This is a genomic window from Bradyrhizobium sp. S3.7.6, from assembly GCF_054061875.1.
This window is the reverse complement of sequence record NZ_JBSSEQ010000001.1, coordinates 5,571,573-5,596,252: the sequence shown is the minus strand read 5'-3', so window position 1 is coordinate 5,596,252 and position 24,680 is coordinate 5,571,573. Positions and strand designations below refer to the sequence as shown.

Annotated in this window: 25 protein-coding genes and 1 pseudogene; 9 read left to right on the top strand and 17 right to left on the bottom strand. The window is 64.0% G+C overall.

The annotated features are described in order from the left end of the window. Positions 1–108: 108 nt before the first annotated feature. Positions 109–984, top strand: coding sequence for an MBL fold metallo-hydrolase (locus tag ACVJ5M_RS27465; RefSeq protein WP_063983613.1), 876 nt, complete (start codon positions 109–111; stop codon positions 982–984). Between the two features lie 79 nt (positions 985–1,063). Here ACVJ5M_RS27465 and ACVJ5M_RS27460 read toward each other — a convergent pair whose 3' ends face one another. The 3 genes from ACVJ5M_RS27460 to ACVJ5M_RS27450 all read right to left on the bottom strand — a co-directional run bounded on the left by ACVJ5M_RS27460 (position 1,064) and on the right by ACVJ5M_RS27450 (position 3,645). Beyond that, complete coding sequence (locus ACVJ5M_RS27460) at positions 1,064–1,687, bottom strand: septal ring lytic transglycosylase RlpA family protein (protein WP_283018691.1); 624 nt, start codon at positions 1,685–1,687, stop codon at positions 1,064–1,066. A 259-nt stretch (positions 1,688–1,946) separates the two neighbouring features. Beyond that, positions 1,947–2,441, bottom strand: a complete 495-nt coding sequence (locus ACVJ5M_RS27455; protein WP_354098163.1) for an alpha/beta hydrolase family protein — start codon at positions 2,439–2,441, stop codon at positions 1,947–1,949. 94 nt (positions 2,442–2,535) lie between these two features. Further along, entirely contained in the window at positions 2,536–3,645 is a 1,110-nt protein-coding gene (locus ACVJ5M_RS27450; protein ID WP_283018692.1) for a DUF937 domain-containing protein, read from the bottom strand. A gap of 852 nt (positions 3,646–4,497) precedes the next feature. Between ACVJ5M_RS27450 and ACVJ5M_RS27445 the strand changes: the two genes are divergently transcribed. Continuing rightward, positions 4,498–4,791, top strand: a complete 294-nt coding sequence (locus ACVJ5M_RS27445; RefSeq protein WP_354098162.1) for a DUF3551 domain-containing protein — start codon at positions 4,498–4,500, stop codon at positions 4,789–4,791. Between the two features lie 53 nt (positions 4,792–4,844). Here the strand turns inward: ACVJ5M_RS27445 and ACVJ5M_RS27440 are convergent, their stop codons facing one another. The 4 genes from ACVJ5M_RS27440 to ACVJ5M_RS27425 form a co-directional block, all read right to left on the bottom strand. Further along, entirely contained in the window at positions 4,845–5,708 is an 864-nt protein-coding gene (locus tag ACVJ5M_RS27440; RefSeq protein WP_283018693.1) for an ABC transporter substrate-binding protein, read from the bottom strand. A 54-nt stretch (positions 5,709–5,762) separates the two neighbouring features. After that, on the bottom strand, positions 5,763–6,119 hold the full coding sequence (locus tag ACVJ5M_RS27435; protein ID WP_063986409.1) for a PilZ domain-containing protein: 357 nt from the start codon (positions 6,117–6,119) through the stop codon (positions 5,763–5,765). 322 nt (positions 6,120–6,441) lie between these two features. Beyond that, the gene (locus tag ACVJ5M_RS27430; protein ID WP_063983609.1) at positions 6,442–6,690 is read right to left on the bottom strand and encodes a hypothetical protein; all 249 of its coding nucleotides are present in this window, start codon (positions 6,688–6,690) and stop codon (positions 6,442–6,444) included. Positions 6,691–6,806: 116 nt separating this feature from the next. Next, positions 6,807–7,769: an alpha/beta hydrolase gene (locus ACVJ5M_RS27425; RefSeq protein WP_063986408.1), complete on the bottom strand. Its 963-nt coding sequence runs from the start codon at positions 7,767–7,769 to the stop codon at positions 6,807–6,809. A gap of 125 nt (positions 7,770–7,894) precedes the next feature. Between ACVJ5M_RS27425 and ACVJ5M_RS27420 the strand changes: the two genes are divergently transcribed. Continuing rightward, positions 7,895–8,572, top strand: coding sequence for a nitroreductase (locus ACVJ5M_RS27420; RefSeq protein ID WP_063986407.1), 678 nt, complete (start codon positions 7,895–7,897; stop codon positions 8,570–8,572). 452 nt (positions 8,573–9,024) lie between these two features. Here ACVJ5M_RS27420 and ACVJ5M_RS27415 read toward each other — a convergent pair whose 3' ends face one another. Genes ACVJ5M_RS27415 through ACVJ5M_RS27405 form a run of 3 tightly spaced genes read right to left on the bottom strand, consistent with a single transcriptional unit; the run spans position 9,025 to position 11,634 of the window. Then, positions 9,025–10,146, bottom strand: coding sequence for an HD-GYP domain-containing protein (locus ACVJ5M_RS27415; RefSeq protein ID WP_283018694.1), 1,122 nt, complete (start codon positions 10,144–10,146; stop codon positions 9,025–9,027). Positions 10,147–10,195: 49 nt separating this feature from the next. Beyond that, positions 10,196–10,528: a PilZ domain-containing protein gene (locus tag ACVJ5M_RS27410; RefSeq protein WP_028152715.1), complete on the bottom strand. Its 333-nt coding sequence runs from the start codon at positions 10,526–10,528 to the stop codon at positions 10,196–10,198. Then, positions 10,525–11,634, bottom strand: coding sequence for a DUF2336 domain-containing protein (locus ACVJ5M_RS27405; RefSeq protein WP_283018695.1), 1,110 nt, complete (start codon positions 11,632–11,634; stop codon positions 10,525–10,527). The genes ACVJ5M_RS27410 and ACVJ5M_RS27405 overlap by 4 nt, the downstream gene beginning before the upstream one ends. Positions 11,635–11,936: 302 nt before the next feature. Here ACVJ5M_RS27405 and ACVJ5M_RS27400 point away from each other — a divergent pair, with 302 nt between their 5' ends. The 3 genes from ACVJ5M_RS27400 (at position 11,937) to ACVJ5M_RS27390 (ending at position 14,587) form a co-directional block, all read left to right on the top strand. Continuing rightward, entirely contained in the window at positions 11,937–12,866 is a 930-nt protein-coding gene (locus ACVJ5M_RS27400; protein WP_283018696.1) for an AraC family transcriptional regulator, read from the top strand. A gap of 51 nt (positions 12,867–12,917) precedes the next feature. Beyond that, a complete protein-coding gene (locus ACVJ5M_RS27395; RefSeq protein ID WP_283018697.1) occupies positions 12,918–13,508 on the top strand; it encodes an NADPH-dependent FMN reductase in 591 nt (196 codons plus the stop codon). Between the two features lie 173 nt (positions 13,509–13,681). Next, positions 13,682–14,587, top strand: a complete 906-nt coding sequence (locus tag ACVJ5M_RS27390) for an acyltransferase family protein (RefSeq protein WP_456679429.1) — start codon at positions 13,682–13,684, stop codon at positions 14,585–14,587. Between the two features lie 15 nt (positions 14,588–14,602). Here ACVJ5M_RS27390 and ACVJ5M_RS27385 read toward each other — a convergent pair whose 3' ends face one another. Both ACVJ5M_RS27385 and ACVJ5M_RS27380 read right to left on the bottom strand, forming a co-directional pair. Then, on the bottom strand, positions 14,603–16,684 hold the full coding sequence (locus tag ACVJ5M_RS27385) for a methyl-accepting chemotaxis protein (protein WP_283018699.1): 2,082 nt from the start codon (positions 16,682–16,684) through the stop codon (positions 14,603–14,605). 134 nt (positions 16,685–16,818) lie between these two features. After that, positions 16,819–17,259, bottom strand: coding sequence for a DUF1810 domain-containing protein (locus ACVJ5M_RS27380; protein WP_283018700.1), 441 nt, complete (start codon positions 17,257–17,259; stop codon positions 16,819–16,821). 191 nt (positions 17,260–17,450) lie between these two features. Between ACVJ5M_RS27380 and ACVJ5M_RS27375 the strand changes: the two genes are divergently transcribed. The 3 genes and pseudogenes from ACVJ5M_RS27375 (at position 17,451) to ACVJ5M_RS27365 (ending at position 20,023) form a co-directional block, all read left to right on the top strand. Next, positions 17,451–18,434, top strand: coding sequence for a DUF2778 domain-containing protein (locus ACVJ5M_RS27375; RefSeq protein WP_283018857.1), 984 nt, complete (start codon positions 17,451–17,453; stop codon positions 18,432–18,434). Between the two features lie 64 nt (positions 18,435–18,498). After that, complete coding sequence (locus tag ACVJ5M_RS27370) at positions 18,499–18,756, top strand: hypothetical protein (RefSeq protein ID WP_014495671.1); 258 nt, start codon at positions 18,499–18,501, stop codon at positions 18,754–18,756. Between the two features lie 176 nt (positions 18,757–18,932). Next, positions 18,933–20,023 (top strand): annotated as a pseudogene (locus tag ACVJ5M_RS27365) (TRAP transporter substrate-binding protein). Between the two features lie 180 nt (positions 20,024–20,203). On the opposite strand, the gene ACVJ5M_RS27360 reads toward ACVJ5M_RS27365, so the two are convergent. From ACVJ5M_RS27360 to ACVJ5M_RS27340, 5 genes are read right to left on the bottom strand one after another with little or no spacing between them, the layout of a single operon-like run. Continuing rightward, on the bottom strand, positions 20,204–20,986 hold the full coding sequence (locus ACVJ5M_RS27360; RefSeq protein ID WP_028151793.1) for an ABC transporter ATP-binding protein: 783 nt from the start codon (positions 20,984–20,986) through the stop codon (positions 20,204–20,206). After that, positions 20,974–22,029, bottom strand: coding sequence for a dihydrodipicolinate synthase family protein (locus ACVJ5M_RS27355; protein ID WP_283018701.1), 1,056 nt, complete (start codon positions 22,027–22,029; stop codon positions 20,974–20,976). The genes ACVJ5M_RS27360 and ACVJ5M_RS27355 overlap by 13 nt, the downstream gene beginning before the upstream one ends. A 6-nt stretch (positions 22,030–22,035) precedes the next feature. Then, entirely contained in the window at positions 22,036–22,857 is an 822-nt protein-coding gene (locus tag ACVJ5M_RS27350; RefSeq protein WP_283018702.1) for a GNAT family N-acetyltransferase, read from the bottom strand. Further along, positions 22,844–23,881 (bottom strand): NAD-dependent epimerase/dehydratase family protein, encoded by a 1,038-nt coding sequence (locus ACVJ5M_RS27345; protein ID WP_283018703.1) that lies wholly within the window; start codon positions 23,879–23,881, stop codon positions 22,844–22,846. The genes ACVJ5M_RS27350 and ACVJ5M_RS27345 overlap by 14 nt, the downstream gene beginning before the upstream one ends. A gap of 16 nt (positions 23,882–23,897) precedes the next feature. Then, positions 23,898–24,668 (bottom strand): ABC transporter permease, encoded by a 771-nt coding sequence (locus ACVJ5M_RS27340; RefSeq protein WP_283018704.1) that lies wholly within the window; start codon positions 24,666–24,668, stop codon positions 23,898–23,900. Positions 24,669–24,680 lie beyond the last annotated feature (12 nt).

The following is a 24,680-nucleotide window of genomic DNA, read 5'->3' as shown; positions in this document are numbered from 1 at the left end:
TGGTCACGTCACACCGAAATCAAGGTCCCGGCCGCACAGACATGCGCATATGAGCCTTGAGCACTGCGAACTCGCTCGTTACGCTGAAGAAAAAGCGGGAGGAGACGCGTGAAGCAACTGCGGATCGGCGACATCACCATCGATGCGGTGATCGAGCGGGAAGGGCCGTGGCGGCGGCCGCAGGATTTCTTCCCGGCCTATGACGAGGGCGTGTTCGCCCGTCATCTGCCGACGATGGAGCCGGAGGTGTTCGATGCCGCGCGCGGCATGATGGTGATCACCTATCAGACCTTCGTGGTGCGCACGCCGCGCTACACCATCCTCGTCGACACCTGCACCGGCGAGGACAAGGGCCATCCGCCGCCGTTCGACTTTCCCGGCAAGGTGCGCTGGCGCAACGAATTGTTCGCGCTCGGCATCTCTTTCGAGCAGATCGACTACGTCTTCTGCACGCATCTGCACATCGATCACACCGGCTGGAATACGACCTTGCGCGACGGGCGCTGGGTGCCGACGTTTCCGAATGCAAAGTACGTCTTTCACAAGGGCGAGTACGCGGCCTGGGAGGCGGAGAATGCCAAAGGCAACAACCCGCCCGGCACCGTCTTCCGCGACAACTGCCTGCCGATCGTCGAGGCCGGGCAGGCGCTGCTGGTGGACGACGACTACGCGCTCGATGACACCGTCACGCTGACGCCGACGCCGGGGCACTCACCTTGTCATTGCTGCGTGAATATCTTTTCGAAGGGGCGCCGCGCGGTGGTCGCGGGCGATCTCATGCATCACCAGATCCAGTGCCGCGAGCCGGACTGGTCGGCGAAGCCGGATTGGGATGCCAGGCAGTCGGCGGTGTCGCGACGAAAGTTATTCGCCTCCGTTGCGGACACCGACACGCTGATCCTGCCGATCCATTTTCCGGCTCCGACGGTCGGGCTGATCAAGCCGCTGGATGGGGCGTTCGACTATCGGTTCAAGCGGGACTAGGCCGTGTACGCCCAAATCAGTCCTTTCCCGCCGTATTGATCACGGCCCGGCCGCCGTCGATATATGAAATTGGCGGCCATTATCGAACGATTTCAAGCGTGACATTGACCACGCCGATCTTGATCATTCCAAGGGCTGCGGCCGCACCCGATGTAACGTCGATGATGCGTCCATGAACAAATGGACCGCGGTCGTTGACTCTCACGATCACGGACTTTTTGTTCAAGACATTAGTCACGCGCAGGCGCGTTCCGAAAGGCAAGGACGGATGCGCCGCATGCAGCGCATGCTTGTTGAACCTCTCGCCACTCGCGGTCATCTGGTCTTCCGAGTAGAAACTCGCAAGCCCGAACAGTGGGGTTTCCCTTCTGGGATGCTTTTTATGAAGTGCATGCTGATGGTTGCTCTTCCGATGCGTTGCTCGCCGAATGTCGCCGTGAGCTTTCGGGCCTTGCCCTGTTGCGCGCTGACGCCGTCGCGGTGACTTCGTGGCAAGCGAGGGGAGGTCGTTGGCGTTTGGCGAACCGTTTGCGTCGCGGGTATGGTCATGCACTTCCAGTGGCGTTGCGCCAGGGACAATCGCCGACTTCGTTATTCGACCGAACTTCGCATGCGCAGAGTCAATTCCACCATCGAATGCGATGCATGATGCAGCAATCGCGGTAGCAGCGAGCAGTGCAGGTTGACCGCTCCATCGTTTCATGATGGCCCCCCCAGCGCCTCAGCTGGTTGGAGTAGTTCGGTTCCAGGAATTGCCGGCTTTGACATATGTCAACGTTGCCGTGGAAGGCAGCGGAGTTGCCATTTCGGTCAGCGCCCAGCCGACGCGCAACGAGAATTTGCCCAACTGCCCGCACATCGCCGCAAAGAACAGCCGCTGGCCTTGGGGAAGCCAGCGGCTCTGGCATCCCGCAAACCAATGGTGCAGGGCGCGTAGAGGTGGGCCGTGCGGCCCACCGAGATCAGATGCCAAGCGCGCTGGAGATTTCGCCGAGGGTTGCTTTCTCGGCGTCGCTGACCTGAACGCCCCCACCGAACCACCCTCCGCCTTCCGATGCAGCCTCAGCCGTCTTTTGACTAATCTGACGCAGCCAGCCCTTGAAAGCCGCGGCATCATCCGGAGCTTTCGCAGCAAGCAGCGCCGTGACTTCATGCAACGATGCGATTGTCTTGGTCTTGATCTCGGCCGGCGTGCTCTTGCCGAGCTCCGCCTTCAACCCGTCATGAGCCGCGGCCCGGCCGTCGCTCGTCTGGAAGTCGGCGACCACAGCCTTTACCATGGGGTTGGCATTGGGATCGGTGGCCGCCTGGGCGAGCGCGGTGCCGCCAGCAAATGATTCCTTCAGAAGGCCAAACAATCCGCTCGGTTCGGCAGCCGTAATGGCCATTCCAGCATTCATCGGGCTTCTCAGGAGGAGCGCCCATTCATCCTTGGTGAAACTGGTCTTGTCGGCCATGGAGTCTTCTCCTTTCATCTTGCAGGACGGGAGGGTGGGAAACACGTCCCGTCCTGAAGTGTGGCGAGTTTATTGCGTGTGACGTCTCTGGCTTTCAGGCTTTCGCCAACTGGTCGAGCTTGGCACGAAGATTGTCGATCACTGGCTTTGCGATCGTGCCGGCCGGTGTCGCCGAGACCTTGTCGCACATCTGATTGATGGCCGGCGCCGCCGCGACGATCAGCTTGGCAAGCGCGCGTCGCGCTTCCGGAGAAAGCTTGGCAGCTCGTGCCGTGACGCCATCCAGCTGTGAGATGGCGTCGTTGATCTTCGGCAGGGCCGCCTGCGCGCTAGCTTCATCGGTGATGGTCGGCAGTTGAGCCTGCAGCGTACCAAGGGACGAATTGACCTGGTTCGCCAGATTCACGCCGTCAACGGTCAGATCCGCGGGCGCCATGCCCACAGTTCCGGTTGAGGGCCGCGTAACGTTTGTACTCTGAGCGACCGTCTGCTCGGTCGGACGCTGAAGCGCATATATGGCAAGTCCGGCAACGATAACGAGCGCGGCGAGCCAATATGGCCATTGCGTCCGGCCGGCGGCCATGGCGGCCTGGCTCGCGCCAGTGGCGCCGGAAACGCCGGCGATCCGGCTCCCTGTGGCGGCGGCCGTCGCCATTCCACTGCGTGCCTTGTCGATCAGGCCCGCGGCGCCGAGTTGATCACTGAGGCCCGATGGAATCGCCGCCATGATCTGATCTTTCTGCGAGCGCAGAAGCGATGCCAGTCCGTTTGCATCCATCCCGGCGTCATGCTGCTGCTTGCCGAGCATACCCAGGACCAGCGGCCCGACCACGGCGAGTAACGACTTGCCGCCGCCATCGCCCATTCCCGCGAAACTCCCGATCGCCTGGGCCATGGTATCCATGGTTCGGCCTCCAAGCAGTCCGGACAACATGCTCGAACCCGTCTGAGCCAGGTCCGGGGCGCCGGCGTTGCGCAACATATCCATGGGATTGCTGCCTTGCTGTTGTGACAGCAGTTTTGACAGTTGATTGGCGCCGGCCGGGGTTCCGACCAGATCCGACAGGCTGGCCAGTATTGTCGGGATGGCCGCTATTGCGGCCTTCTGCGTCGCGCTTCGGTCCATCCCAAGAAAGGAGGAAATCTGCGCAATGACTTCAGGGGTCAGGAGCTGTTGTGCAGCTGAAATGAGATTGACGGCCATGGCGGTCTCTCCACTACGTTGCAGGTCTGTTGGTTGCCCCCTAATTCGCGAATTTGATGTGACAGGCGTCGATGGTTCCGAACGTCGCCTATCGCCCAAGTTGAGATTGCATCGATAGTTCGACTCCTTGATCCAGATCAAAGGTCTTCGGTACAGGGCAAATGCGAAGAGTTCGGCGCGAGATATCCAGTGCGCTGCGGCCCATCAGGCGGACTTGGTTGAGAGGCATCGATGTTTCGCTGACGGGCCAGGATTGGCTATCGGCTCCGAGCACCGCAATGCCCGCTAGCGGGCATGATGACACGCAGTGGGATTGTACCAGAAGACAATTGTCCGTCGCACGGACATCTACGTTACTGGCAGTGCGCGGGTGGGCTGCGGTCCGCGCCTCGATGACGGTCCCGGAACCTCACACTCAACCCAAGTCCGGGGCCGTCGTTTGGATAATCCAAATTGATCAGAAGGATCGTCGACCGCGTATCGAACTTCGCCAGTTTCTTGCTCGCAAGCCCTGGATGCGGGCGCGCGGCGCTAGCTTGCCCGCGCTGCGGATGTGAAGCCTCCCGCGAGAACGTTCAGCGGGGACGAGCTAGGGGATGCTCTCACCTGAATTGCGAGCAATGCGGAAAGACCAGTGATATTGCAGGATGGCGGCTGCAGGGTCTTTCCGAGCAAGGCTCTGGGCCCCTTATCGGATGAGTTATGTCCGCCGGCCCGGGGCGAGCGCTGAGGTGCCGATATGGGCGCGACGGAATCGTTCCCCGCTTTCGTCGAGCGACGACGCAGGAGCTATGAAGCGTCGCAAGGCATCTCCTGTCTCCACATGAGCGGCGGTCGAACCGGAAAGCTTGGATGATCCATTTGGAGGAGACGGCGATGTGGATGCTCCGTTGGCTAATCCTGGGCGGTGCGGCGATCCTGGCGATCGCCTCGGCTACAGCCCAAACTTACGATCCCAGCCACCCCGTCTGCCTTCAGAGATGGGAGTGGGGAGGCAGCACCTATTTCGAATGCGCTTATACGTCATGGGATCAGTGCCGAGCGTCGGCGATCGGACTTTCCGCGATGTGCGTGGACAACCCGTATTGGCAGCGACCGCAGGCGAGGCTATCAGGCGGCCGCTTGCGTTCATCAACCCCGTACTGATGCGCCCGGCGACAGTCTCCCAAGCGCAATTTTCGCGCGCAGCATTTCCGTTGCTATTCGATCACCTCGTCGGCTCGGGCGGACAGCGTCATGGGAATGTCGAGACCGAGGGCCTTGGCGGTCTTGAGGTTGATATTCAGGGTCACATCCGTCGTCTGCTGGACGGGAAGCTCCGCCGGACGGGCCCCTTTCAGAATGCGATCAACATAGCTTGCAGCGCGTTGCCATAGTTTGAAAAGGTTGGCCGAGTACGACATCAGTCCTCCTCTCTGAGCCGAGTCGCGGAATGGATAGATCGCCGGCAAGCGCCGCTCTGCAGTGAACTCGATCAGGCGGGGAACAAGGGGTATCAGCGATGGATCGTCGGTGACGACGAGACCATCGAAGCCTCTCTCCCCAAGCGCGGCGAAGCTGTTGTCGATGTCCGCGCGCCGTATCGAGAGAGCCGTCAGCTCGATACCGAGACCGGGCGCCGCTTTCTGCATGAGTTCGACTTGGTTGGCGGTCGTCGGATTGTCAGGATTCCACAACACTGCGACACGGCGCACTTTCGGTGCCGCCTCCTTCAGCAGTTCCACCCACTTGACACCGTATTCGCCCGAGAGCTGCGACAGCCCGGTGATATTGCCGCCTGGTCGGGCAAGGCTTGCCACAAGACCGGCTCTGACCGGATCTCCGCTCATGCAGACGATCGGCACCGTGGACGTTGCACGTTGCGCGAGCAGCAGGTTGCGCCCCACGACATATCCCAGGTCCGCAAGTCCCTGACGGAAGCCGGTCTGGTAGTACAAGTCCGTCCCGCGAACGCCACCCCAGACATAGCCAACCCGCGGCACCGCGGGTTGCTGCGCGTGGGCCGCGAGGGGCATGACGGTCACCGCAGCGCCGAGAAGCGCGACAAAATTGCGGCGTTTCATTCGGTCACCTCGCGACGCCCTACCGCTGCAATATGCACCCGCGCGGGCGAGGAGTCAGGTCGATACTTCCGGGCTAAAGACCCCGCCGCGGCACACGAGCCGGCGATCAAGTCGCACCACATTTGCGGGCGCGCCGGAATCGTTCGCTGCTTTTGGCGAGCGACGACGCAGGAGGAATAAAACGCCGCAGAGCGTCTCCTTTTTCCATACGACGCGGCAGTAGAAAATTCCGGAATGGCCGTCGAACGACAACACAAACTCGTCGGCAAATATGTAGTACGGCGTGGAAATGCGGGCACCCAAGGCGTTGATATCGCGCACCAAGCACGGATGAGTCCCGTGAATTTCACCAAACGATAGCCGCGCGGCCCGGTTGATCGGTATGCGCTTCATTGCACGACGTTCGATCATGGCGAGATGCTCCCAATGAAAGACGATCGCACTCGACGAAGTCACTTTCCCGGTCCCGCCGATATCCGGAAAACGGCAATTCCCGCACGTTGATCTGTGCGGCTCACGCTAACAAGCAGCGTTGTTGTCTTATTAAAATTGGATCGAATTGGTGGTTAATTCGAACGGCTTGACGACGATGTTACCAGAGGACGTTCGTGCTTTCGACTTGGCCCGGCCATCTGATCTGTGCCGCACGGACACACATATGTGGATGCCCGGGACAGGCCCGGGCACGACGGAGTTGCAGAGTGTCCGTGCAGCAGTGGCGAACCAGCAGCGATCAGGCGCCGACTTCGCACTTCTTCATGAAGCTGTTCTTGGCGGCACCGGCAAGCGGCTTGCCGTCGGCGCTGACGGCCTTGGGCGTGCAAGCGTCGGCCTTGCACTTCTTCATGAACGAGGTCTTGGCGGCGCCGGCGAGTGCCTTGCCGTCCTTGCCGACCGCCTTGCTCTCGCAGGTGTCCTCCGCGAAGGCCGAGCCCGCTGCAAAGGTGGCGACGATCGCTGCGAGAAAAATCCGCTTCATCATGGGTGTCTCCCTAGGACAAAATTACCGAGCGGATTGGAGCCGCGAATCGTGGCGCAATCAAGCAGGATCGATGCGCGCCACGACCGATGTCGCGGATTTTTCCATTCATCTGCGGTTCAGATTCCGCGCGCGAGCAGTGTCTTGAAATCGGCCCGTGCGCGTTGCGCCTCGGCCTTCGCGGCCGCGGAAGCATCGCCAAGGCCGAAATAGCCGTGGATCAGGCCGGGGCCCTCATGGTGCTTGACGCGGACGCCGGCGGCCTCCAGCGCCCGTGCATAGGCCGTGCCTTCGTCGCGCAACGGATCGAACCATGCGGTGGTCACGATCGCGGGCGCGAGCCCTTTGAGCGAAGCGGCGCGGAGCGGCGAGACCCGCCAGTCGGCGGCACCCTTGGGATCGGCGAGATAGTGGCCACAAAACCATTCCATCGTCGCGCGTGTCAGAAAATAGCCGTCGGCATTCTCGGTACGTGACGGATAGGGCGCGTTCTCGCGCGCATCCGCGTAGCCCCCGACGACGTCGGTCACGGGATAGACCAGCAGTTGCGCCGCGAGCGTGATGCCGGCGTCGCGGCAGGCGATCGCGGTGGCGGCTGCGAGATTGCCGCCGGCGCTGTCGCCGGCAACGCCGAGACGCTTTGCATCGCCGCCAAATTCCGCGACGCGGTTGAAGATGTCACTCGCAGCGGCGAACGCGTCCTCGAAGGCGCCGGGAAAGCGCGTTTCCGGCGGGCGCCGATAATCGACGGAGACGACGACCGCGCCGGTTTCGATCGCGAGATTGCGCGCCTGCCGGTCGTGGGTTTCGAGATCGCCCGCGACCCAGCCGCCGCCGTGGAAGAAGACTACGGTTGGCGCAGGATTGGGGCCGACGCGATAGACACGTGCATCGAGCGGCCCGGCGCCGCCTTTCACCTTGATATCCTGCACCGTGTCGACGGGGGGCGGCGGCACATCCGCACGCGAGGCAGCCAGTGCGCGCAAGGCATCGCGCGCGCTCTGTGGCGTCATCGTGGTGGGATCGCGCAGCGGCAGCAGCGGAATGATCTGGGCGATGACGGGATCGAGCGGTGCGGGCATTTGCAGGTCCTCGCTGGGTTCTTGGTCTTGCTTGCGGGGTAGCATAGATTTGGCGTACCGCATCGGCAACCGGTTACGCGTTACAATTGCAATGCCGCGGAATGAACGGTCAGGGAGGTCAAGAGTTGGAATTCGAAACGCTGGTCCAGTCGCGCCGCAGCGTGCGCGGTTTCAAGCAGCAGCCGGTGCCGCGCGCGGTGATCGAGGCGATCATCGAGAGCGCCAAGCGCGCGCCGTCGTCGATGAACACCCAGCCCTGGCATGTGCATGTGCTCACAGGCCCTCCGCTTGAAGAGTTGCGCCGCCGCAACATGGAGGAGATGGTCGGCGGCGCCAAGGTCAAGCGCGATATCATCAGCCATGGCGAATACCAGGGCATTCATCGCACCCGGCAGGTCGACATCGCCAAGAAGCTGTTCGGCGCGATGGGGATCGAGCGCGACGACAAGCCGATGCGGCAGGACTGGGTGCTGCGCGGCTTCCGCCAGTTCGACGCGCCGGTCTCGCTGGTGCTGACCTATGACCGCGTGCTGGATCCCGGCGCGGTCTGCCATTTCGATCTCGGTGCGCTCTGCTACGGCATCGTGCTCGCGGCCTGGGACCGCGGTCTCGGTTCGGTGATCAACGGGCAGGGCATCATGCGCTCCGACATCGTGCGCGAGGTCGCGAAGATTCCGGAAGACGAAGTCATCATGACATGTGTGGCGATGGGGTATCCCGACGACAGCTTCGCCGCGAACGCCGTGCGCTCCGATCGCGAGGGCAACGACGATTTCGTGCGTTATGTCGGCTTTGCCGACTAGTGCGGGAAGTCACTGATGCGCACAGCCGGCTGACGCTGCGAGCCGACTAACGCGGAGAGCCGGCTGAGGTGGAGGAGAGGAGATTATTCTCTCGTCGATTTTTTTGATGCTGAGCCGTTGGTGGCCTCTTGCAATCTCGATCGCGCGGGAGGAACAATACGCGGAGTGAAAGGTTTGTTGCTGGCGCGAGGGAATCGACATGCGGCGGCTGGCTAGCCTGGTTCGACGGTTCTTCGGTCCGCGACAGCGGTATCCGATTGATGATGATCCAAATCTGCCCTTCACACCCGATGAGCTCGGCAAGCTGATCCGGAGTGGCAGACGCGAGGACATGAAGCTGCTTGCGGAAGGACTGGCCTCCCGGTCGATTCCGCACCGCGCCAAATACCGGGCCACGCACTAAGCGCGGTTCGTGACGAGGTCCTCGCTGCGGGATCGCCCAGCCTGCGCGGTCATCGCGTGAGCGCAACCTCCTTGAACGAGGTTACGAGCGCCTTCTCGAGTTTTCCGGTCATCCCGCAAAGAATGTTGTAGGCCTCGGTGCGGGGCATTGTCGGCTTGTAGTGCCGGTGTTCGATCAGCGCGGCGAAGATGTCCGAGATCGTCAGAATGCGGACGATGTCATTGATGCTCTCGCCGCACAGCGCGTCGGGATAACCGCTCCCGTCGAGATATTCGTGATGATGCCGCACGGCGTCGAGAATCTCGGGCGAGATTTTCTCGTGATCCTTCAGAAACTCGTAACCCGCTGCCGGATGCTTCTCGATCATGGCGCGTTCGTCGGTGTCGAGGCGGCCGGGCTTGTCGAGGATCGCAAGCGGAATCTGCGCCTTGCCGATGTCGTGGAACATGGCCGCGGAATACAGCCGCTCGAGATCGGTTCGCCCGACGCCGAGGCTGAGCCCGAAGTCGATCGCCACGCCGGTCACGAGCAGGCAATGCTGGTAGGTTCCCTCATGGTGACGCCGCACCGTGGCAAGCCATTCGGACAGGCCGTGCTCGGTGATGCGGTCGGCGATCCTGCGGCCCGCTTCCTTCGTGCCGTCGACGTCGAGGGGCTCGCCGAGCGTGACGGCCGTGAACATCGACGCGATGGCGGTCGCCGCGGCTTCGACGGCGTTGTCCGGTTGCGCTGCGTCACTTGAGCCAGCAGAGGCCGGTTCGGCCGGGTCAGCCAGCGCTGCCAGCAGCTTGCTCTTGTTGAGAGCCCCAGGAAGAACGAGGGTGGCGCCGAGTGCGTAGGCCTGCGAGATGCCGACGTGAGACGAGTGCTCGACGAGGAAGATGCGCTTCGTGGCTTTCGCCAGCTTGCCGGCGCGCTTCTTGATGGCCGCGATGGTGCCGACGTCACGCAGCTCCGCGCGAACGACGACCGCGAATGGCACTTGTGACAGCTTGGCTTCCGCATCGAGTCGTTCGCCGGCGACGGTAAATTGCCGTTCGAGGGCCGAGCAGACGCCCGCCAGTTTGTCGGACGAATCGGCCAGCACATGCACAAACGGGCGAATCGCTTCCGTCATTCGGACGCCGCCGTCGTTTTTGGCGGGGCTGGATATGGTTCGGGCACTCTGCACGGCGGACCGGACTATGATGACGTTGAATGAGCTCGATGAATTCTGGAGCCTATTTGCTCGGCGTGGAGTTTGGCGCGGCGGCCGCCTTTGCGCTCGCCGGCTTCTTCTTGCCGTCAGCGGTGATGAAGTGCACGCCGGCCATGGTGCCGTCGATCCACACCAATTCGCACCGCCGGTAGGCAAGCCCCGTCGATGACAGCAGCATGAAGAATTCCTTGGCCTGGAGCACGTCGAGCGTCCCTTCGACCTCGATCTTGGCGCCACTTTGCGACACGTCGAGCAGGAAGCAACTACGTCGCCAGGTGCCGTCGGAGCCCATCAGATTGACGGCCTGCTTGTGATCCATCCGTACGCGAAGCGCCTTTCGACCGTCGAACCTCATCGGTTAACCCCCATTTTTGTGCCGCGATGTCCCGCATCGCTTGGGTTGGCACTCGCTGCAATTTCCCCCCAGCGCACTGTCCATTGGCTGGTCGACAAGAGAAGCGTTTCGAAAATCTGCTGCGCCCGTTCGCGCTCGACGAAGGAGAGCCGTGAGCCGCTGCGGTTGCTCAGGATCGCAAGCGTAGTGGCCCAGTTCAGCCGTGCGGCCCGGCAGGCCATGACGAGGCCCTCGCAATCGTCATCGGTCATGACATGCTCGACGATCTCGATCGGAGCGCCCGAGAGCACCGAGAGCGCCGTGAACAGATTGGCCGTCTCGCCGCGGATCGTGAAGCGGTTGACGGTGGAATCGTTGAGCTTGCCGACGCGGCTGAGGGCGACGATCTCCGGCCTCGCGCTCGCATAGTCGGCCGGGCAGGGCAGCTTGGGCGGAACCGGCGCGGCGTGTTGTGCGGGCGGAATGGTGGATGCGTTGGCCTTGGCCGGCGCCTTCGGGGCCGGCGCCTTCTGGGAGAGCAGCTTCCGGACGACCAGGTCGGGCGTACCGGGCCGCAGCACCAGCGCCTTGGCAATCTCGCCGTCCGGATCGGCCCTGGCGATCAGCGCGGTGTAAGCTGCCTCGGAGAATTGGGTTCCCGGGTTCTTGATCAGCGCAAGGCAGATCGGGCCGCCGCGTTTGATCAGCGCCTCGGCCACTTCAGGCTCGATCGAGTTGCGCGCGGCGATCGCGCGTTGATGCCGCTCGCCGCACGAGGCCGCGATCGTCGCGAGATCGGTGGCGGAGACTGCCTGCGATTTGAGGAGGACTGGACAGGCCACGTCAGGGTCGTCGTGCGAGGCAAGGCGCTGCAATGCCTCGGGCGGGGCCACCTTGAGCTCGGCAAGCGCCGTGCTGAGTTGGACGAGCGACTTGGCCTCGACGCGTTCCGTCAATCGCAGCAGAACGCCGTCAACCACGCCGGCGAGCAATTCCTGAGGTCGATCGCGGCTACCGGTGAGCAACTGCACAATGCCGGATAGGATGCGTGCACAGCGGTCCGGCGGGCACGTAGCGACCGCCTGTTCCAGCTCAACCAGAATATCAGCAGGCAAATTTGCCATCATGGCAGGGGCCTGACTCAAAAAAATCGCGACTATCCAATGACCTTCATTCCGCCTGACAGGCGTTAATTTGAAATTTAGAACTTGATCGACGGGGTATCAGCGCACCGCTGGCGGCGCTGGAAACGCTATCGAAATTCGGCGAGACTCGATGCGGCGACTTGTCCTTTGAACGGGACCCTCGCCAACTGAACGAGACGAATTAGGATGATTCTTTCGGTCGAACGGGACAACCGAAAGGGGGAAACTCGGGCCGGCATCGCCGCCGGACGCGCGTTGGTTACGACGCGACGTTTCACATTGCCATGAACAGTATTGCGCCCAGGGTATTTCGCTTCTCCGACGTCGACGAATTTCGGAATGCCATACGAGGCCTGAATTTCGAGTTCACGCCCTTCGTACGGAGGATTTCGGCCGAGCAGACCATCCTGTCGCTGCCCGGTTGCGACGTGAATTTCACGCGGGCGTTTCCCCGCGTCGTCGACGCGCAGCTCGTCGAGAATTGCACCGCCATCGGATTCACGATGGATGAGCTCAACGTGCCCATCCGCTTCAACGGCTCGCAGCGGGCACGACCTGTCATCGTGATCGGCATCGGCGGCGCCGCCTACACCACCATCGAGGAGGTGGAGCGGCAAATTGCCTCGGTGGTGTTCAGGCCGGAGGTGACGGATCGCGGCTGGCCGCACGCGACATCCAGCTTCAAGATATTTGAAACGACGGCCGCGAGCCTGAACCGGCTGCGCAGCCTGGTCCGGGAGGTGCTGGCTGCCGCGTCGGAGCCGATCGGAGCCGCGGACGTGCAGCTGAAGGCTGCAGCCATGAAGGAGTCCCTGCTTGGCGCCGTCGACGACGCATTCGAAAGCGTCGTTGCCGCGCGATGGACCCTGCGTCCCAATGACGAGCGCAACTTCAGGATCTTCCGGGAGATCCGCGCGCTTCTGTCCGACGACCTCTCGCAGCCGATCTACAGCGAGGAGATTGCGCGCAAGCTCAACCTGTCCGTCCGCACCCTGCACGACGTCGTCCGCCGCTATCGCGGCATGAGCCTGCATCGCTATTTGCGCCTGCGCCGGTTGTGGCTGGTGCGCCAGCGCCTGCTCGCCGGTGCCGATAGCGTCAAGGCCGTCGCACTGGCGTTCGGCTTCTGGCATCTCAGCGACTTCTCCAGAAGCTATCGCGACCAGTTCGGCGAGACGCCGTCGCAAACGCTGGAGCTCGGACGGCAACGGTAGCGCGGCAAATCGGTTGAGGCCGTATCGCTGTTTCGTGCTAGCGTGCCGGCCATGAGTACTCGCATCCTCGTCCTCTACGGCTCCTACCGTTCCGACCGCATGGGCGTCCGCCTTGCGAATTTCGTCATCGATCGCCTGCGCCAGCGCGGCGAGGAGGTCGAGTTCATCGACGCCAAGGCGATCGGCCTGCCGATGCTCGATCGCATGTACAAGGAATATCCCAAGGGGGCAGCACCCGAGGCGCTCGAGAAGCTGGCGGGGCAGATCCGCGGCGCCGACGGTTTTGTCTTCGTCACCGGCGAATACAATTGGGGCATCCAGCCCGGCCTGAAGAACCTCACCGATCACTTCCTGGAAGAGTGGTTCTGGCGCCCGGCTGCGATCGTGAGCTACTCCGCCGGCCGATTGTCCGGCGCACGCGCCTCCACCGCCTGGCATGGCACGCTGTCGGAGATGGGCATGGTCGTGGTGTCGAGCACCATCGGCGTCGGCCCGATCGCGCAGACGCTGTCGGCCGAGAGCGAGCCGATCGGCGAGGGCGGCAAGGCACTGGAGCGCTCGTTCCCGCGCTTTGCCGACGACCTGCTGTGGTGGATCGAGGCCGCCAAGGCGCAGCGGGCGCGCAAGGCGCCGCCTTACTGATGCCGTATGCTGTTCCGCGCAGGGGGGCGGTTGCCGTCAGCGATCTGCCGCGCCAACCATTCAGCCCAATGGAATTGCGTGAGAATTCGGCGTTTCTGCCGCGACTTGAGGCCATGCGTGGCTATGCGGCCCTGTCGGTGCTTGCGTTTCACGCCTGCATGCTGTCTTAGGACATGGTCGCGACCGGAATGGCGCCGGTCGTCGTCTTCTTCGTGCTCAGCGGCTTCCTTCTCGCGCGATCGCTGGATCGAGATCCCGATCCGGTCACCTTCGTGCGTCACCGCCTGTTCAGGCTGCTCCCTGCCGCTGTCGCGACGGTGCTCCTGCTGACGCTAGCCTATCAAACCTTCGGCTTCTATATCGGCTTTCTGCCCTCGTTCGACCCGTTCAACGTCGTCCTCAATGCGCTCCTCATCAAGAGCGACATCAACGGCGTGATGTGGTCCCTGACCGTGGAGTGCGTCGCAGTTCCGGTGATCCTGATATCCCACGCTCTGCTGAGGCGTCATGGCACGACCCCGGTGTGGCTCCTGGTCGCCTTTCTCTTCGCAATTGCGTTCTGGGGACCCTATGTTCACTTGCTGGGCGGCTTCACCAATCTTGCGCCGCTCTACGCGTTCGTCGTGGGCTTGCTTGTACAATCAAGCCGGACCACGCTGACCAGGGGATCGCAACCACCTTGGGCAGCGACGATCGCTGCCATCGCTCTTGTTGTCCTGGTCATAGTGGCGGTTCGCAAGCAGACCGCCGTAACGATCGCGTTTGAAACGCTCTGCGCGTCCGTTCTGATTTGGCTTGCCGCCTTCAGCCCCGGCAAGCTCGTCGCACTGCGGCCGCTGGATCTCGATATCGCCCGGTTCTTTGGACGAATATCGTACAGCTTCTATCTGCTGCACATGATCGGGCTTGCGATCGCGACTCGTCTGCTGCCGGTCGAGCTGGATCCGGTCATCCGCGCAGCGGTCCTGTTCCTGGCAGCGTTGCTGATCACGACGCCGGCGGCCTGGCTGATGTGTCGCTTCGTCGAAGTGCCATTCATTGACCTGGGACGCAGGCGGATCGTGACAAGAGCGGCCTGATGCCGCCGGCCGCTCTTAGGCGGCCCTGACCTCGCCGAGGAAGCGGTCGAACTGGCCGGCGAGATCGCGCGACTGGGTCGAGAGCTGCTCGGCCGCGCCCAGCACTTCCCTTGCGGCTGCACCGGTGTCGTCGGCGGCACGCTGCACGCCCGATATGTTGCTGTTGACCTCCTGGGTGCCGCGCGCGGCTTCCTGGACGCTGCGGGAGATCTCCCGGGTCGCCGAACCCTGTTCCTCGATCGCAGCCGCAATCGCGGTGCCGATCTGGTCGATCTCGGCGATGACGTCGGCGACGTTGCGGATCGCGTTCACGGTCTCGTCGCTTGCGGACTGGATCGCGGTGATCTGCTCGGAGATTTCGGTGGTGGCCTTGGCGGTCTGGCCCGCCAGCGACTTCACCTCGGATGCGACAACCGCAAAGCCGCGGCCGGCGTCGCCGGCGCGGGCGGCTTCGATGGTCGCGTTGAGCGCCAGCAGATTGGTCTGCTCGGCAATGCTCTGGATCAGCGTGACGACGTCGCCGATCTTCTGGGCACCCTCGGCGAGCGCGCGCGCGGTGTCGCCGGTGCGGCGGGCGTTGTCGACGGCGCGGGCCGCGATCTCAGTGCTTTGTGCCACCTGACGGCCGATCTCGGAGATCGAGGAGGTCAGCTCTTCGGTCGCGCTCGCGACCGTCTGCACGTTGGTCGAGGTCTGCTGCGAGGCGGCGGCGACGACCGCGGCCTGGCTGTTGGTCTGGGCCGCCGTCGAGGTCATCGATTGCGCCGTGCTTTCCATGGTGGAGGAGGCGCGGGAGAGGCCGCCGACGAGCTCGGTGACCTTGGCTTCGAATGCGCGGGTGAGCCCGTCGAGCGCCTGGGCGCGGCGCATCTTGCCGTCGTTCTCGGCCTGCTTCTCGGCTGCGAGCCGGTCGGCCCGGATCATGTTGTCCTTGAACACCTGGACGGCGGAGGCCATCGCACCGATCTCGTCGGAACGCTCGGCGCCGGGAATCTCGTCAGCAACGTCGCCGTCGGCGAGCCGCGACATCCGCGTCGTCAGGCTGACGATCGGAGCGCAGACGCGGCGGCGGACCATCACGATCAGGCCGGCGCTGGCGATCAGCACGGCGAGGAGGCCGGCCAGCGCAATGGTGAAGCTGGTGCGCGCCGCGGAGGAAGCGCCGGCGAGGATCTGCTCGGCGTTGTCGTAGAAGGCGTCGCGGACGCCGATGATGGACCCGAGGCCCTTCTGGGACGCCACGTAGAAGGTCTCGACATCGTGCTCGTATTTGCCGCTGACGGCGCCGTCCTTGACGAGCTTCATCTCGCGGCCGAATTCCTCGACATAGTTCGCGTTCATCGTCTCCAGCGCCGCGGCGACGTTGGCCGGAGTTGCCGCATTGCCACGCAATTCCATCAGCGACATCACGATCTGGTCGTTGCGGCCCTGCATGCGGGCCATGTCGGCCTTCTCGGCGTCATTGGCCACTTTCTTCGCGCCGACGAGATTCTTGTGCACGCTGGAATTGAGGCCGCCGACGTCGCGCAGCGTCATGGCGATGTTGGCGTAGTTGGACTGGCGGTAGGCGTCCCCATTGAGGATCGCCATGCGGCGGACCTGTTCGTTGAGCAGCGCGGTGACGCCGGCATTGAGCACGGCATTGTCGGCGACGACCTTTTTGGCGGCGTCCTTGCGGGCATCCGCAGGTCCTGCGATCGCCTTGTCGATGGCCTCGCGGAGCGCGGTGAATTTCGAATTGATCGCGTCGATGTTGCTGCCGATGGTGGCGCCGTCGTCGAACGGGCCAGGCAGCTCCTTGCGCAGCGCGTTCATCCGGTCGCGGGCGCCGTCGGTCTGCTTGCGCAGCTTGTCGTGCTCGGTGAGCTGCGCCGGATCGACCGTCGCGGGCCCGTAGAGGATGTTGGTGGCGAAGCCGCGCTCGGGGTTGAGGTAGCGCGGGATGTCGCTGGCGGCGCGGACGATCGCGAGTCGTCCCTGCGCTTCGGCGATCCTGTCCATCGTCTGGTACTTCGTCACGGCGACGTAGACGGCGAGGCCGCCGCCGACTGTCGAGAGCGAGACGATGGCGGTGGTCAGCAGCGTACCGATTTTCATGATCTGTCCGGCAATTGGCGCGGGGAAGAAAATTATTCTGCGCAAACGATAGGCAGCCGGTGTTAATCCGGAGTTTACGCTGCCGGCCGCCATGCCCCGCCTGCATGCGTCCATTCGTCTAGGCGTAGGTCGCGCTAGCGCGCCGGCCGATCGAGCCTGGCGAGCATCTCCAGCGTCGCGCCGTCGCGCTCGCCTGCGAAATATCGGGCGAGCGCCTGGTCGAAGACGAGTTCGTCGGAGACCGCGCCGAACAACGTCATCGACGAGCGGAATTTGGCGTCATCGGGCGCGCCGAGGATCGCGTTGATGGTTCGTCCCTCGACGGCAAGCACGAGCGTGGTGCATTCAATGAGTCGCGGACCGAGTACGGGGTGGGCGAGGTAGGCTCTGGCTTCCGCGCGCGAGCCGATTGCGTAGCGCTGCGACATGGTGCTGAAGCCGAGGCCGGCGATCTGCGGGAAGACGAACCACATCCAGTGAGTCTGTTTCAGGCCCCGGGCCAGCTCCCCCTGGACGTCGCGAAAAACCGGGTCCTGGGCCCTGACAAAGCGCTCTAGGTCGAAAGGATCGGTCATTGGATACCTCAAGGGGGGCTTGTCGGCCGCGATTATGCCTAACTTTTGGCTCCCAATGCGATAGCTGGTATAGAGTCTCCGGACGGGGGTTGGGCCCCTCCGGGGGTTGATTTGGGGATCTGATGGTTTCCGACCGCGCAAGCGCCGAAAGGCTGTTGTCGCGCCGCCGTATTGGGCGAGCGGAGACGATACTGCTGTCTTTGGCAGCCGTCGCGCTGGCACTGGGAGCGGCCGCCTGGGTCGCTGACATGGGCGATTCGACGCCGCTGGTCACCGCCTCACTGCCTCCGGCCACCGCACTGCCTCCGGCCAATGGTCCTTCGTTTGACGACCGTTTCGCTTCGGCATCCAGCAGCCCGCCAACCCGTGACCTCGGCCTGCGGACGCTGGAGCGCTCCGCGGTGAGCGCGGTCCAGCTCAAGCTGCGCGACGCCAAGGCGATGCTGGCCCAAAAACTCCAGGGCGACGACTGGCGCTCGACCCTGACCGGCTCGACCCTGACCGATGACGACCGGCACGTGGTTGACGAGACGAGGCCGTCGCAGCGCGCCGACGCCATCCCGGTGCCGCGCTCGCGCCCGGCCCAGGCAGACCTCGCGTCCCAGATCGCCTCGAGCCAAGCCTATGCCGAGACCAACCCCAGGGTCGACAACCGCAACTTCTTCGAGAAGTTTACCGACAAGATCAAGCTGGCCTCGCTGACTCCCGGCGACGGCCTGCTCAGCAGGGCGCCTGATCTCGCCGCGCTCGGCTACGATTCACGCACGGCGGTCTATGACATCAAGGCCAAGGCGCTTTACCTGCCGAGCGGCATCGCGCTGGAAGCGCATTCGGGCATGGGCGCGCTGATGGACGACCCCGACCATGTCGACCAGCGCATGGTTGGCGCGACCCCGCCGGCGACCTATGATTTGAAGCCGCGCGAAAAGCTGTTCCACGGTGTCCGTGCCCTGCGCTTGACGCCCACTGACGGCACCAGTGCGCTCGGCCGCGTCGGCCTGCTCACCCATAACTACATGCTCGGGCCACGCGGCGACTCCAATGGCTGCGTCTCGATCAAGGACTATGATCGCTTCCTGAAGTCCTGGGACAATGGCGAGTTCAACCGCCTGGTCGTCGTGCCTAGCCTGCGCGGATCGGCGACCGCCTCGCAGCGTGCGAGTACCGACTCCTGATATTTGCTGGACGGCGGGGCTGCCGTTTCCCCTTCGTTAAGCCGACCTCGTCCAGAAGCAGCCCATGAGTGATCCCCAGAGTTCCGAGACCCCGCTGCGTACGACGTTCAAGATCAAGCTGAACGGCGACACGCTGGCGATTGCGACCGTTGGCCAGGCCTATCAATTCCTCACCAACTTCAAATCGGTCGAGTGGATGGAATTCCGCTCGCTCCATGAAGAGGCGGTCGCGGCGCTCGAAGGCGCCGCCGACAACGCCATGCTCGCGGTGCAGGCGACCAACGCCGTGCGCGCGTTGTTCGTGAGCGCGAAGCTGCTCTGAGCGGCCTTTCAACGCGCTCTCGTCGCCCGGATCGCGCTGCGCGCCATCCGGCTACGGACGCCAGCAGCCCTTCCGCTCCCGGCTTGAACTCCGCTATAGGAACGGGCAAACGGTCCGCGAAGACCGTCGCCGGACGCCGATATGTTTGAAATTTACCTCCAGGGAGAGACCCCAACATGAAACGCCGTACATTCCTCAAGGGCGGCGCGGTCGCCGGCGCGACGACGCTGGTTGCTGCACCTGCGATTGCGCAAGGCGCGCCCGAGATCAAATGGCGTCTGACCTCGAGCTTCCCGAAGTCGCTCGACACCATCTACGGCACGGCGCAGACCTTCGCGAAATACGTTGCGGAAGCCACCGACAACAAATTCCAGATCCAGACCTTCGCGGCCGGCGAGCTCGTTCCCGGCCTCCAGGCGCTCGATGCCGTCAGCGTCGCGTCCGTCGAGATGGCGCAGACACCGCTGTATTTCTACATTGGCAAGGAGCCGGCGCTGGCCTATGCGACCGGCGCGCCGTTCGGCATGAACCATCGCCACCAGGAATCCTGGTGGTATTTCGGCGGCGGCGCCGATCTCACCAACGAGGCGCTGAAACCTTTCAAGACGCACGCCATCCTCTGCGGCAATTCCGGCACCCAGATGGGCGGCTGGTTCCGCAAGGAGATCAAGACCGTCGACGATCTCAAGGGCCTCAAATTCCGCATCGCCGGCATGGGCGGCCATGTGCTGGCCAGACTCGGCATCGTGCCGCAGCAGCTCGCCGGCGGCGACGTCTATGCGGCGCTGGAGAAGGGCTCGATCGACGCCGCTGAATTCGTCGGTCCCTATGACGACGAGAAGCTCGGTTTCCAGAAGGTCGCCAAGTACTATTACTTCCCCGGCTGGTGGGAAGGCGGCGCGATGCTGCACATGATCGTCAATGACGAGAAGTGGGCGAGCTTGCCGAAGCAGTACCAGGCGATCGTCAATCAGGCCGCCTCGGCGGCCGGCGCCTGGATGCTCGAAAAGTACGACAGCGTGAATCCGGCGGCCTTGAAGCGGCTGATCGCCAACGGCGCGGAGCTGAAGGCGTTCCCGCAGCCGGTGCTGGAAGCCTGCTACAACGCGACCCAGGAGCACCTGAACGAGCTCGCCGCCAAGAGCGACCTGTTCAAGCGCACCAAGGAAAGCCACGACGCCTACATGAAGGAGCTGCTGTTCTATGCGCAGATCGCGGAAACTTCTACGACAACTATTTGCTCAGCAAGATGCGTAACAAGACTTGATGACGAGCAGGGCGCGGTGACTACGCCGCGCCCCGCTCTCGTAGGGTGGGCAAAGGCGCACTTGCGCCGTGCCCACGTTCTTTGCGTCACGTGCAATGGTGGGCACGCTTCCGCCTTCGCTCTTCGAGCTACGGCGGACAAGTCGCTTTGCCCACCCTTCGGCACCTGTCGTGTGGCGCCTTACGCCGCACCCAGCCCCAGCTTCGCATAGATCCGCCTTGCATAGGCGCCGAACGCGTCGGTGGTCTTGAGCGGAAGGTCGCGCGGGAAGGGCAGGTCGATCGGGAAGTAGTCGGCCATCTTCGCCGGTCCCGCGGTCAGCACGGCGCAGTGCGAGGACAAGAACACGGCTTCCTGGATCGAGTGCGTGACGAAGATGATGGTCTTGCCGCTCTCGCGCCAGATCCGCAGCATCTCCAGATTCATCTGCTCGCGCGTCAGGGCGTCCAGCGCACCGAACGGCTCGTCCATCAGGATCAGCTTTGGATCGTGAATGAAGGCCCGCGCGATCGCGGTGCGCTGCTGCATGCCGCCCGAGAGCTCTCGCGGATATTTCTGCTCGTAGCCGGCAAGCCCGACCAGGTTGAGCAGATCGCGCGCCCGCTCGCGCGCGGCCTTGATCGGCAGGCCAACGATCTCGGCCGGCAACAGTACGTTATCCAGGATGGTGCGCCACTTCAGCAGCAGCGCCTGCTGGAACACCATGCCGATGTCGCGGGTCGGATCGAACGGGCTTTTGGCATTGCCAATTCTGACGGTGCCGCCGTCGGCGCCGTGCAGGCCGGCCAAGATCTTCATCACCGTTGTCTTGCCGCAGCCGGAGGGGCCGACCAGCGAGACGAGCTCACCTTCCTGCACGTCCATCGTGACGTCGGACACCGCCAGGAACTCGGCGCCGCCGCTGCGATAGACCTTTCGGACGCCGCTCAGGCTGATGAAGGGCTCGGCGCTCATGCCAGCCATTTGTCCAGATTGGGGGCGACGAACGCATCGTCGCTGAGGTCGGCGTGCTCGCGATAGACGCGGTCGATCTCCTCCTTCTGGCCGGGGCTGAGGCCCTCGTTCGGGTCGAGGCACCACAGGCCCTGCATCAGGCCCTGACGCCGCAGCACCTCGTGGCAACCGGCGATGCAGCCGTGAAAATTATTGGCGACGTCGAAGAAGGCGCTGTTGCAGTCGGTGACGCGGGCATCGAGGGCGAGCAGATCGGCCGGCACGGCCTCCTTGTGCCGCGCCGCCTTGCAGCGCTCGAATTGTTTGATGGCGCTCGCGGTCCACACCGACCAATGGCCGAGCAGGCCGCCCCTAAAATAGGTGCGCGTGGTGACGCCCTTGTCGCGCAGGTCGAACGGCAGCATCAGGTCGAGCAGGATGTGGTCGTCATTGCCGGTGTAGAGCGCGACGCGGTCGAGCGCACCGGCCGCCGCGACGCCGCGCAGCACGTCGAGCGTGCGATAGCGGTTGAACGGCGCGATCTTGATCGCGATCACATTGTCGATCGCGGCGAAGCGCTGCCAGAACCGGCTCGACAGGATGACGCCGCCGACGGCCGGCTGGAGATAGAAGCCGACCAGCGGGATCTCGGCGGCGACCGCCGTGCAATGCGCAATGATCTCATCCTCGGAGGCGCTCTTCATCGCGGCGAGGCTGAGGAGCCCCGCGTGATAGCCGATATCGCGCGCGGTGCGGGCCTCAGCCGCCGCCTGCCGGGTCGGGCCGGCGAGGCCCGCGACCATCGCCAGCGGACGCTTGGTCCAGTTCGCAGCGGTCTCGGCGGCGAGCTCGAGCACGGGACGGTAGAGGCCGACGTCCCGGATCGCAAATTGCGTGGTGTGGACGCCGACCGCAAGGCCGCCCGAGCCGGCGTCGATGTAGTAGCGCGTCAGCGCGCGCTGATGCTTCTTGTCGAGCTGGCGCTCCGCCGTGAGCGCGAGGGGGTGAGCCGGCAGCACGGTGCCGTCGGCGATCAGCTTGCGGACGTCGCTGTTGATCTGGCTGTGGTGCATGATGTCCTATCCGAATTCAGGGCCGGCGACGGCGAATGGCGTATCCTTGGCAGCGGTGGTGGCGGGGCCGAACCGCATGCGCTGGAACGGCCGCTCGATGGTCCAGCCCGAGGCGGTCAATCCGTCCAGGAATGCGGCTTGCGACGCAACGGCATCGATCAGAATCGGGCCGGTCTCGGAGCGCGTGATCGCATGAACCAGGGCCAGCGCCGGCGCGGCATTGTTGGCAAACAACGGCCCGATATGGCGCGCGGTTCGGCCGTCGCGAACCAGCGCTATGGCGCCATGCGCTGCGACGATGCGCGAGCCGGAGCGCAGGGCGATGGCGGAGAGGAGCGCGGTGCGGTCGAAACCGGTGGCGCGCCGGTCCCGCGCCCGCAGCGCATCGATGGTCGCCGATGAAGGCGGTGGGGCTTCGGCCCGTCCGGATTTCACCAGCTTCAGCCGGCGCAATTGCAGCGTCGGCGTGAATCCGAGCGGCCCGTAGACGGCGGCGCCGTCGGGCGTCGCGTCGAGCCAGCTCGTCAGGCCGTTCTTGCGCGCGGTTTCCAGGCAGGCATCGACGAGCCGGGTGGCGAGGCCGCGGCGGCGATGCGTGCCCGATACCAGCACCATGCTGATCCAGGCGTTGTTGCCGGAATAGGGCAGCAGCGCCGCGGTCGCGACCAGCCGTAGGCCGTCGCGAATGCCGAACACCACGCCCTCGTGCAGGAAGATTCGCCAGTCCTCCTCGGTCTGGTTCCAGTGCGCTTCCGTCGACAGCACCAGCCCGGCGATCGCGTCGTCGACGGCGAGCTTGAGGATGGGCGGACCGTCAGTAGCGTCCATCGCGCACCTCGTATTTGGTGGGCTTGCCGAGGCTCGGCATGGCGCGGGACACCCAGTCCGCGGTCCAGGCGATCAACTGCTCGCTGTCGACCACGGGCAGGCCGAACAGCTCGACAGCTTTCGACGTGTCGGTGAGCCACGCCGTGGGCTCTTCCTTGCCTGTCAGCACCGGCGCGCGGCCGAAGCGCGCGCCGAATTTTGCTGCGAGATCTCGCACCGCCAAAATCTCGTGGCCGCTGACGTTGATCGGCGAGGTCGGCGCGGTGCAATGCGCAAGGCACCGCAGCGCCTGCGCGGACGCATCGCCCTGCCAGATGAAATTGACGTGGCCGAGACTGACATTGATCGGCGTTCCCGTGAGGACCTTTGTCGCGATGTCGTGCAGCACGCCATAGCGCATGTCGATCGCGTAATTGAGCCGGAACAGCCGGCCCGGCGTCGAAAACTTGCGCGAGAAATATTCGAACATGCGCTCGCGGCCGACGCAGGACTGGGCGTATTCGCCGGGCGGATTCGGCGCCATGTCCTCGGTCGCGCCTTTGCCGTCGACGGGGACGAAGGGATAGATGCAGCCGGTCGAGAACGCCACGATACGCGACGTCGGGAAGGCCTGTGCGACGAGGGCCGGCACATGCGCGTTCATCGCCCAGGTCAGCGACAGGTCGCCCTCGGCGCCGAACTTGCGGCCGGCCATGAAGACGATGTTCGGCGCCTTCGGCAATGCCTGAATTGCGGTCTCGTCCATCAGGTCGCAACTGATCGTCTCGACGCCGCGCGCGTGCAGCCAGTCCTTGACGCTCGCGTCGCTGAAGCGGGCGACGCCGATGACGCGGCGATCGGGTGCGGCGGCTTTCGCGAGCCCCGCCAGCGTCGGTCCCATCTTGCCGGCGACGCCGAGGATCATGATGTCGCCCTCGACCTTCTTGAGGTCGTCGATCAGCGCCTGGGTCGGCCGGCACAGGAGATCGTCGAGGGCTGCGATATCCGGGATCGTCTTCGGCAGCGTCTGGCGGGTGAGCAGCATGGATCGGTCCTTGTCGTTAGTTCTGCCTGGCATCGCCGACCACGAACATGCGTTCGAGAGCGAGGACCAGGCCGTAGAGAGCGACGCCGAGCAGGGTCAGCAGCACGACGGCCATCACCATCGCGGGCGTGTCGAGCGACGACTGCACCTGGATCATGAGATAGCCGAGCCCGCGCTCGGAGGCGATGAACTCGCCGACGATGGCGCCGGCCACCGCGAGGATGGCGCCGACCTTCATGCCGGAGAACACGTAAGGCAGCGATCCCGGCAACTGGATCTTGCGGAACAGCGTCCAGCGCGAGCCGCGCAGCGATTTGACGAGGTCGAGCAGGTCCGGCTCGACCTCGCGCAGGCCGCGCGCGGTGGTCAGCAGGATCGGGAAGAAGCAGATGCTGAAGGCGATCAAGATGTTCGGCACGATGCCGTAGGAAAACCAGACGATGAAGAGCGGGCCGAGCGCGACCTTCGGGATCATGTTCATCGTCACGAACAGCGGCAGCAGCACGAGGCTCAGCAGCGGTGCCCAGCTGAAAATCACCGCCAGCGCGACGCCGACGAACGCGCCGAGCGCGAAGCCGCCGAGGATCTCGATCGCCGTGACCAGCGTGTTGGCGCCCCAGGCATAGTTCGCGGTGCCCAGCGTCTGCACCGTCGCCAGCGGGGAAGGCAGGATGAATTTCGGCACGTGGAAGGCATCGACCGCGACCTGCCAGAGCACGAGCACGGCGAGATGCACGATCAGGATGATCGCAAAGCTGCGCGAGGTGCGTGCGCCGTCTCCGGTCACCGGTTGCTCCCT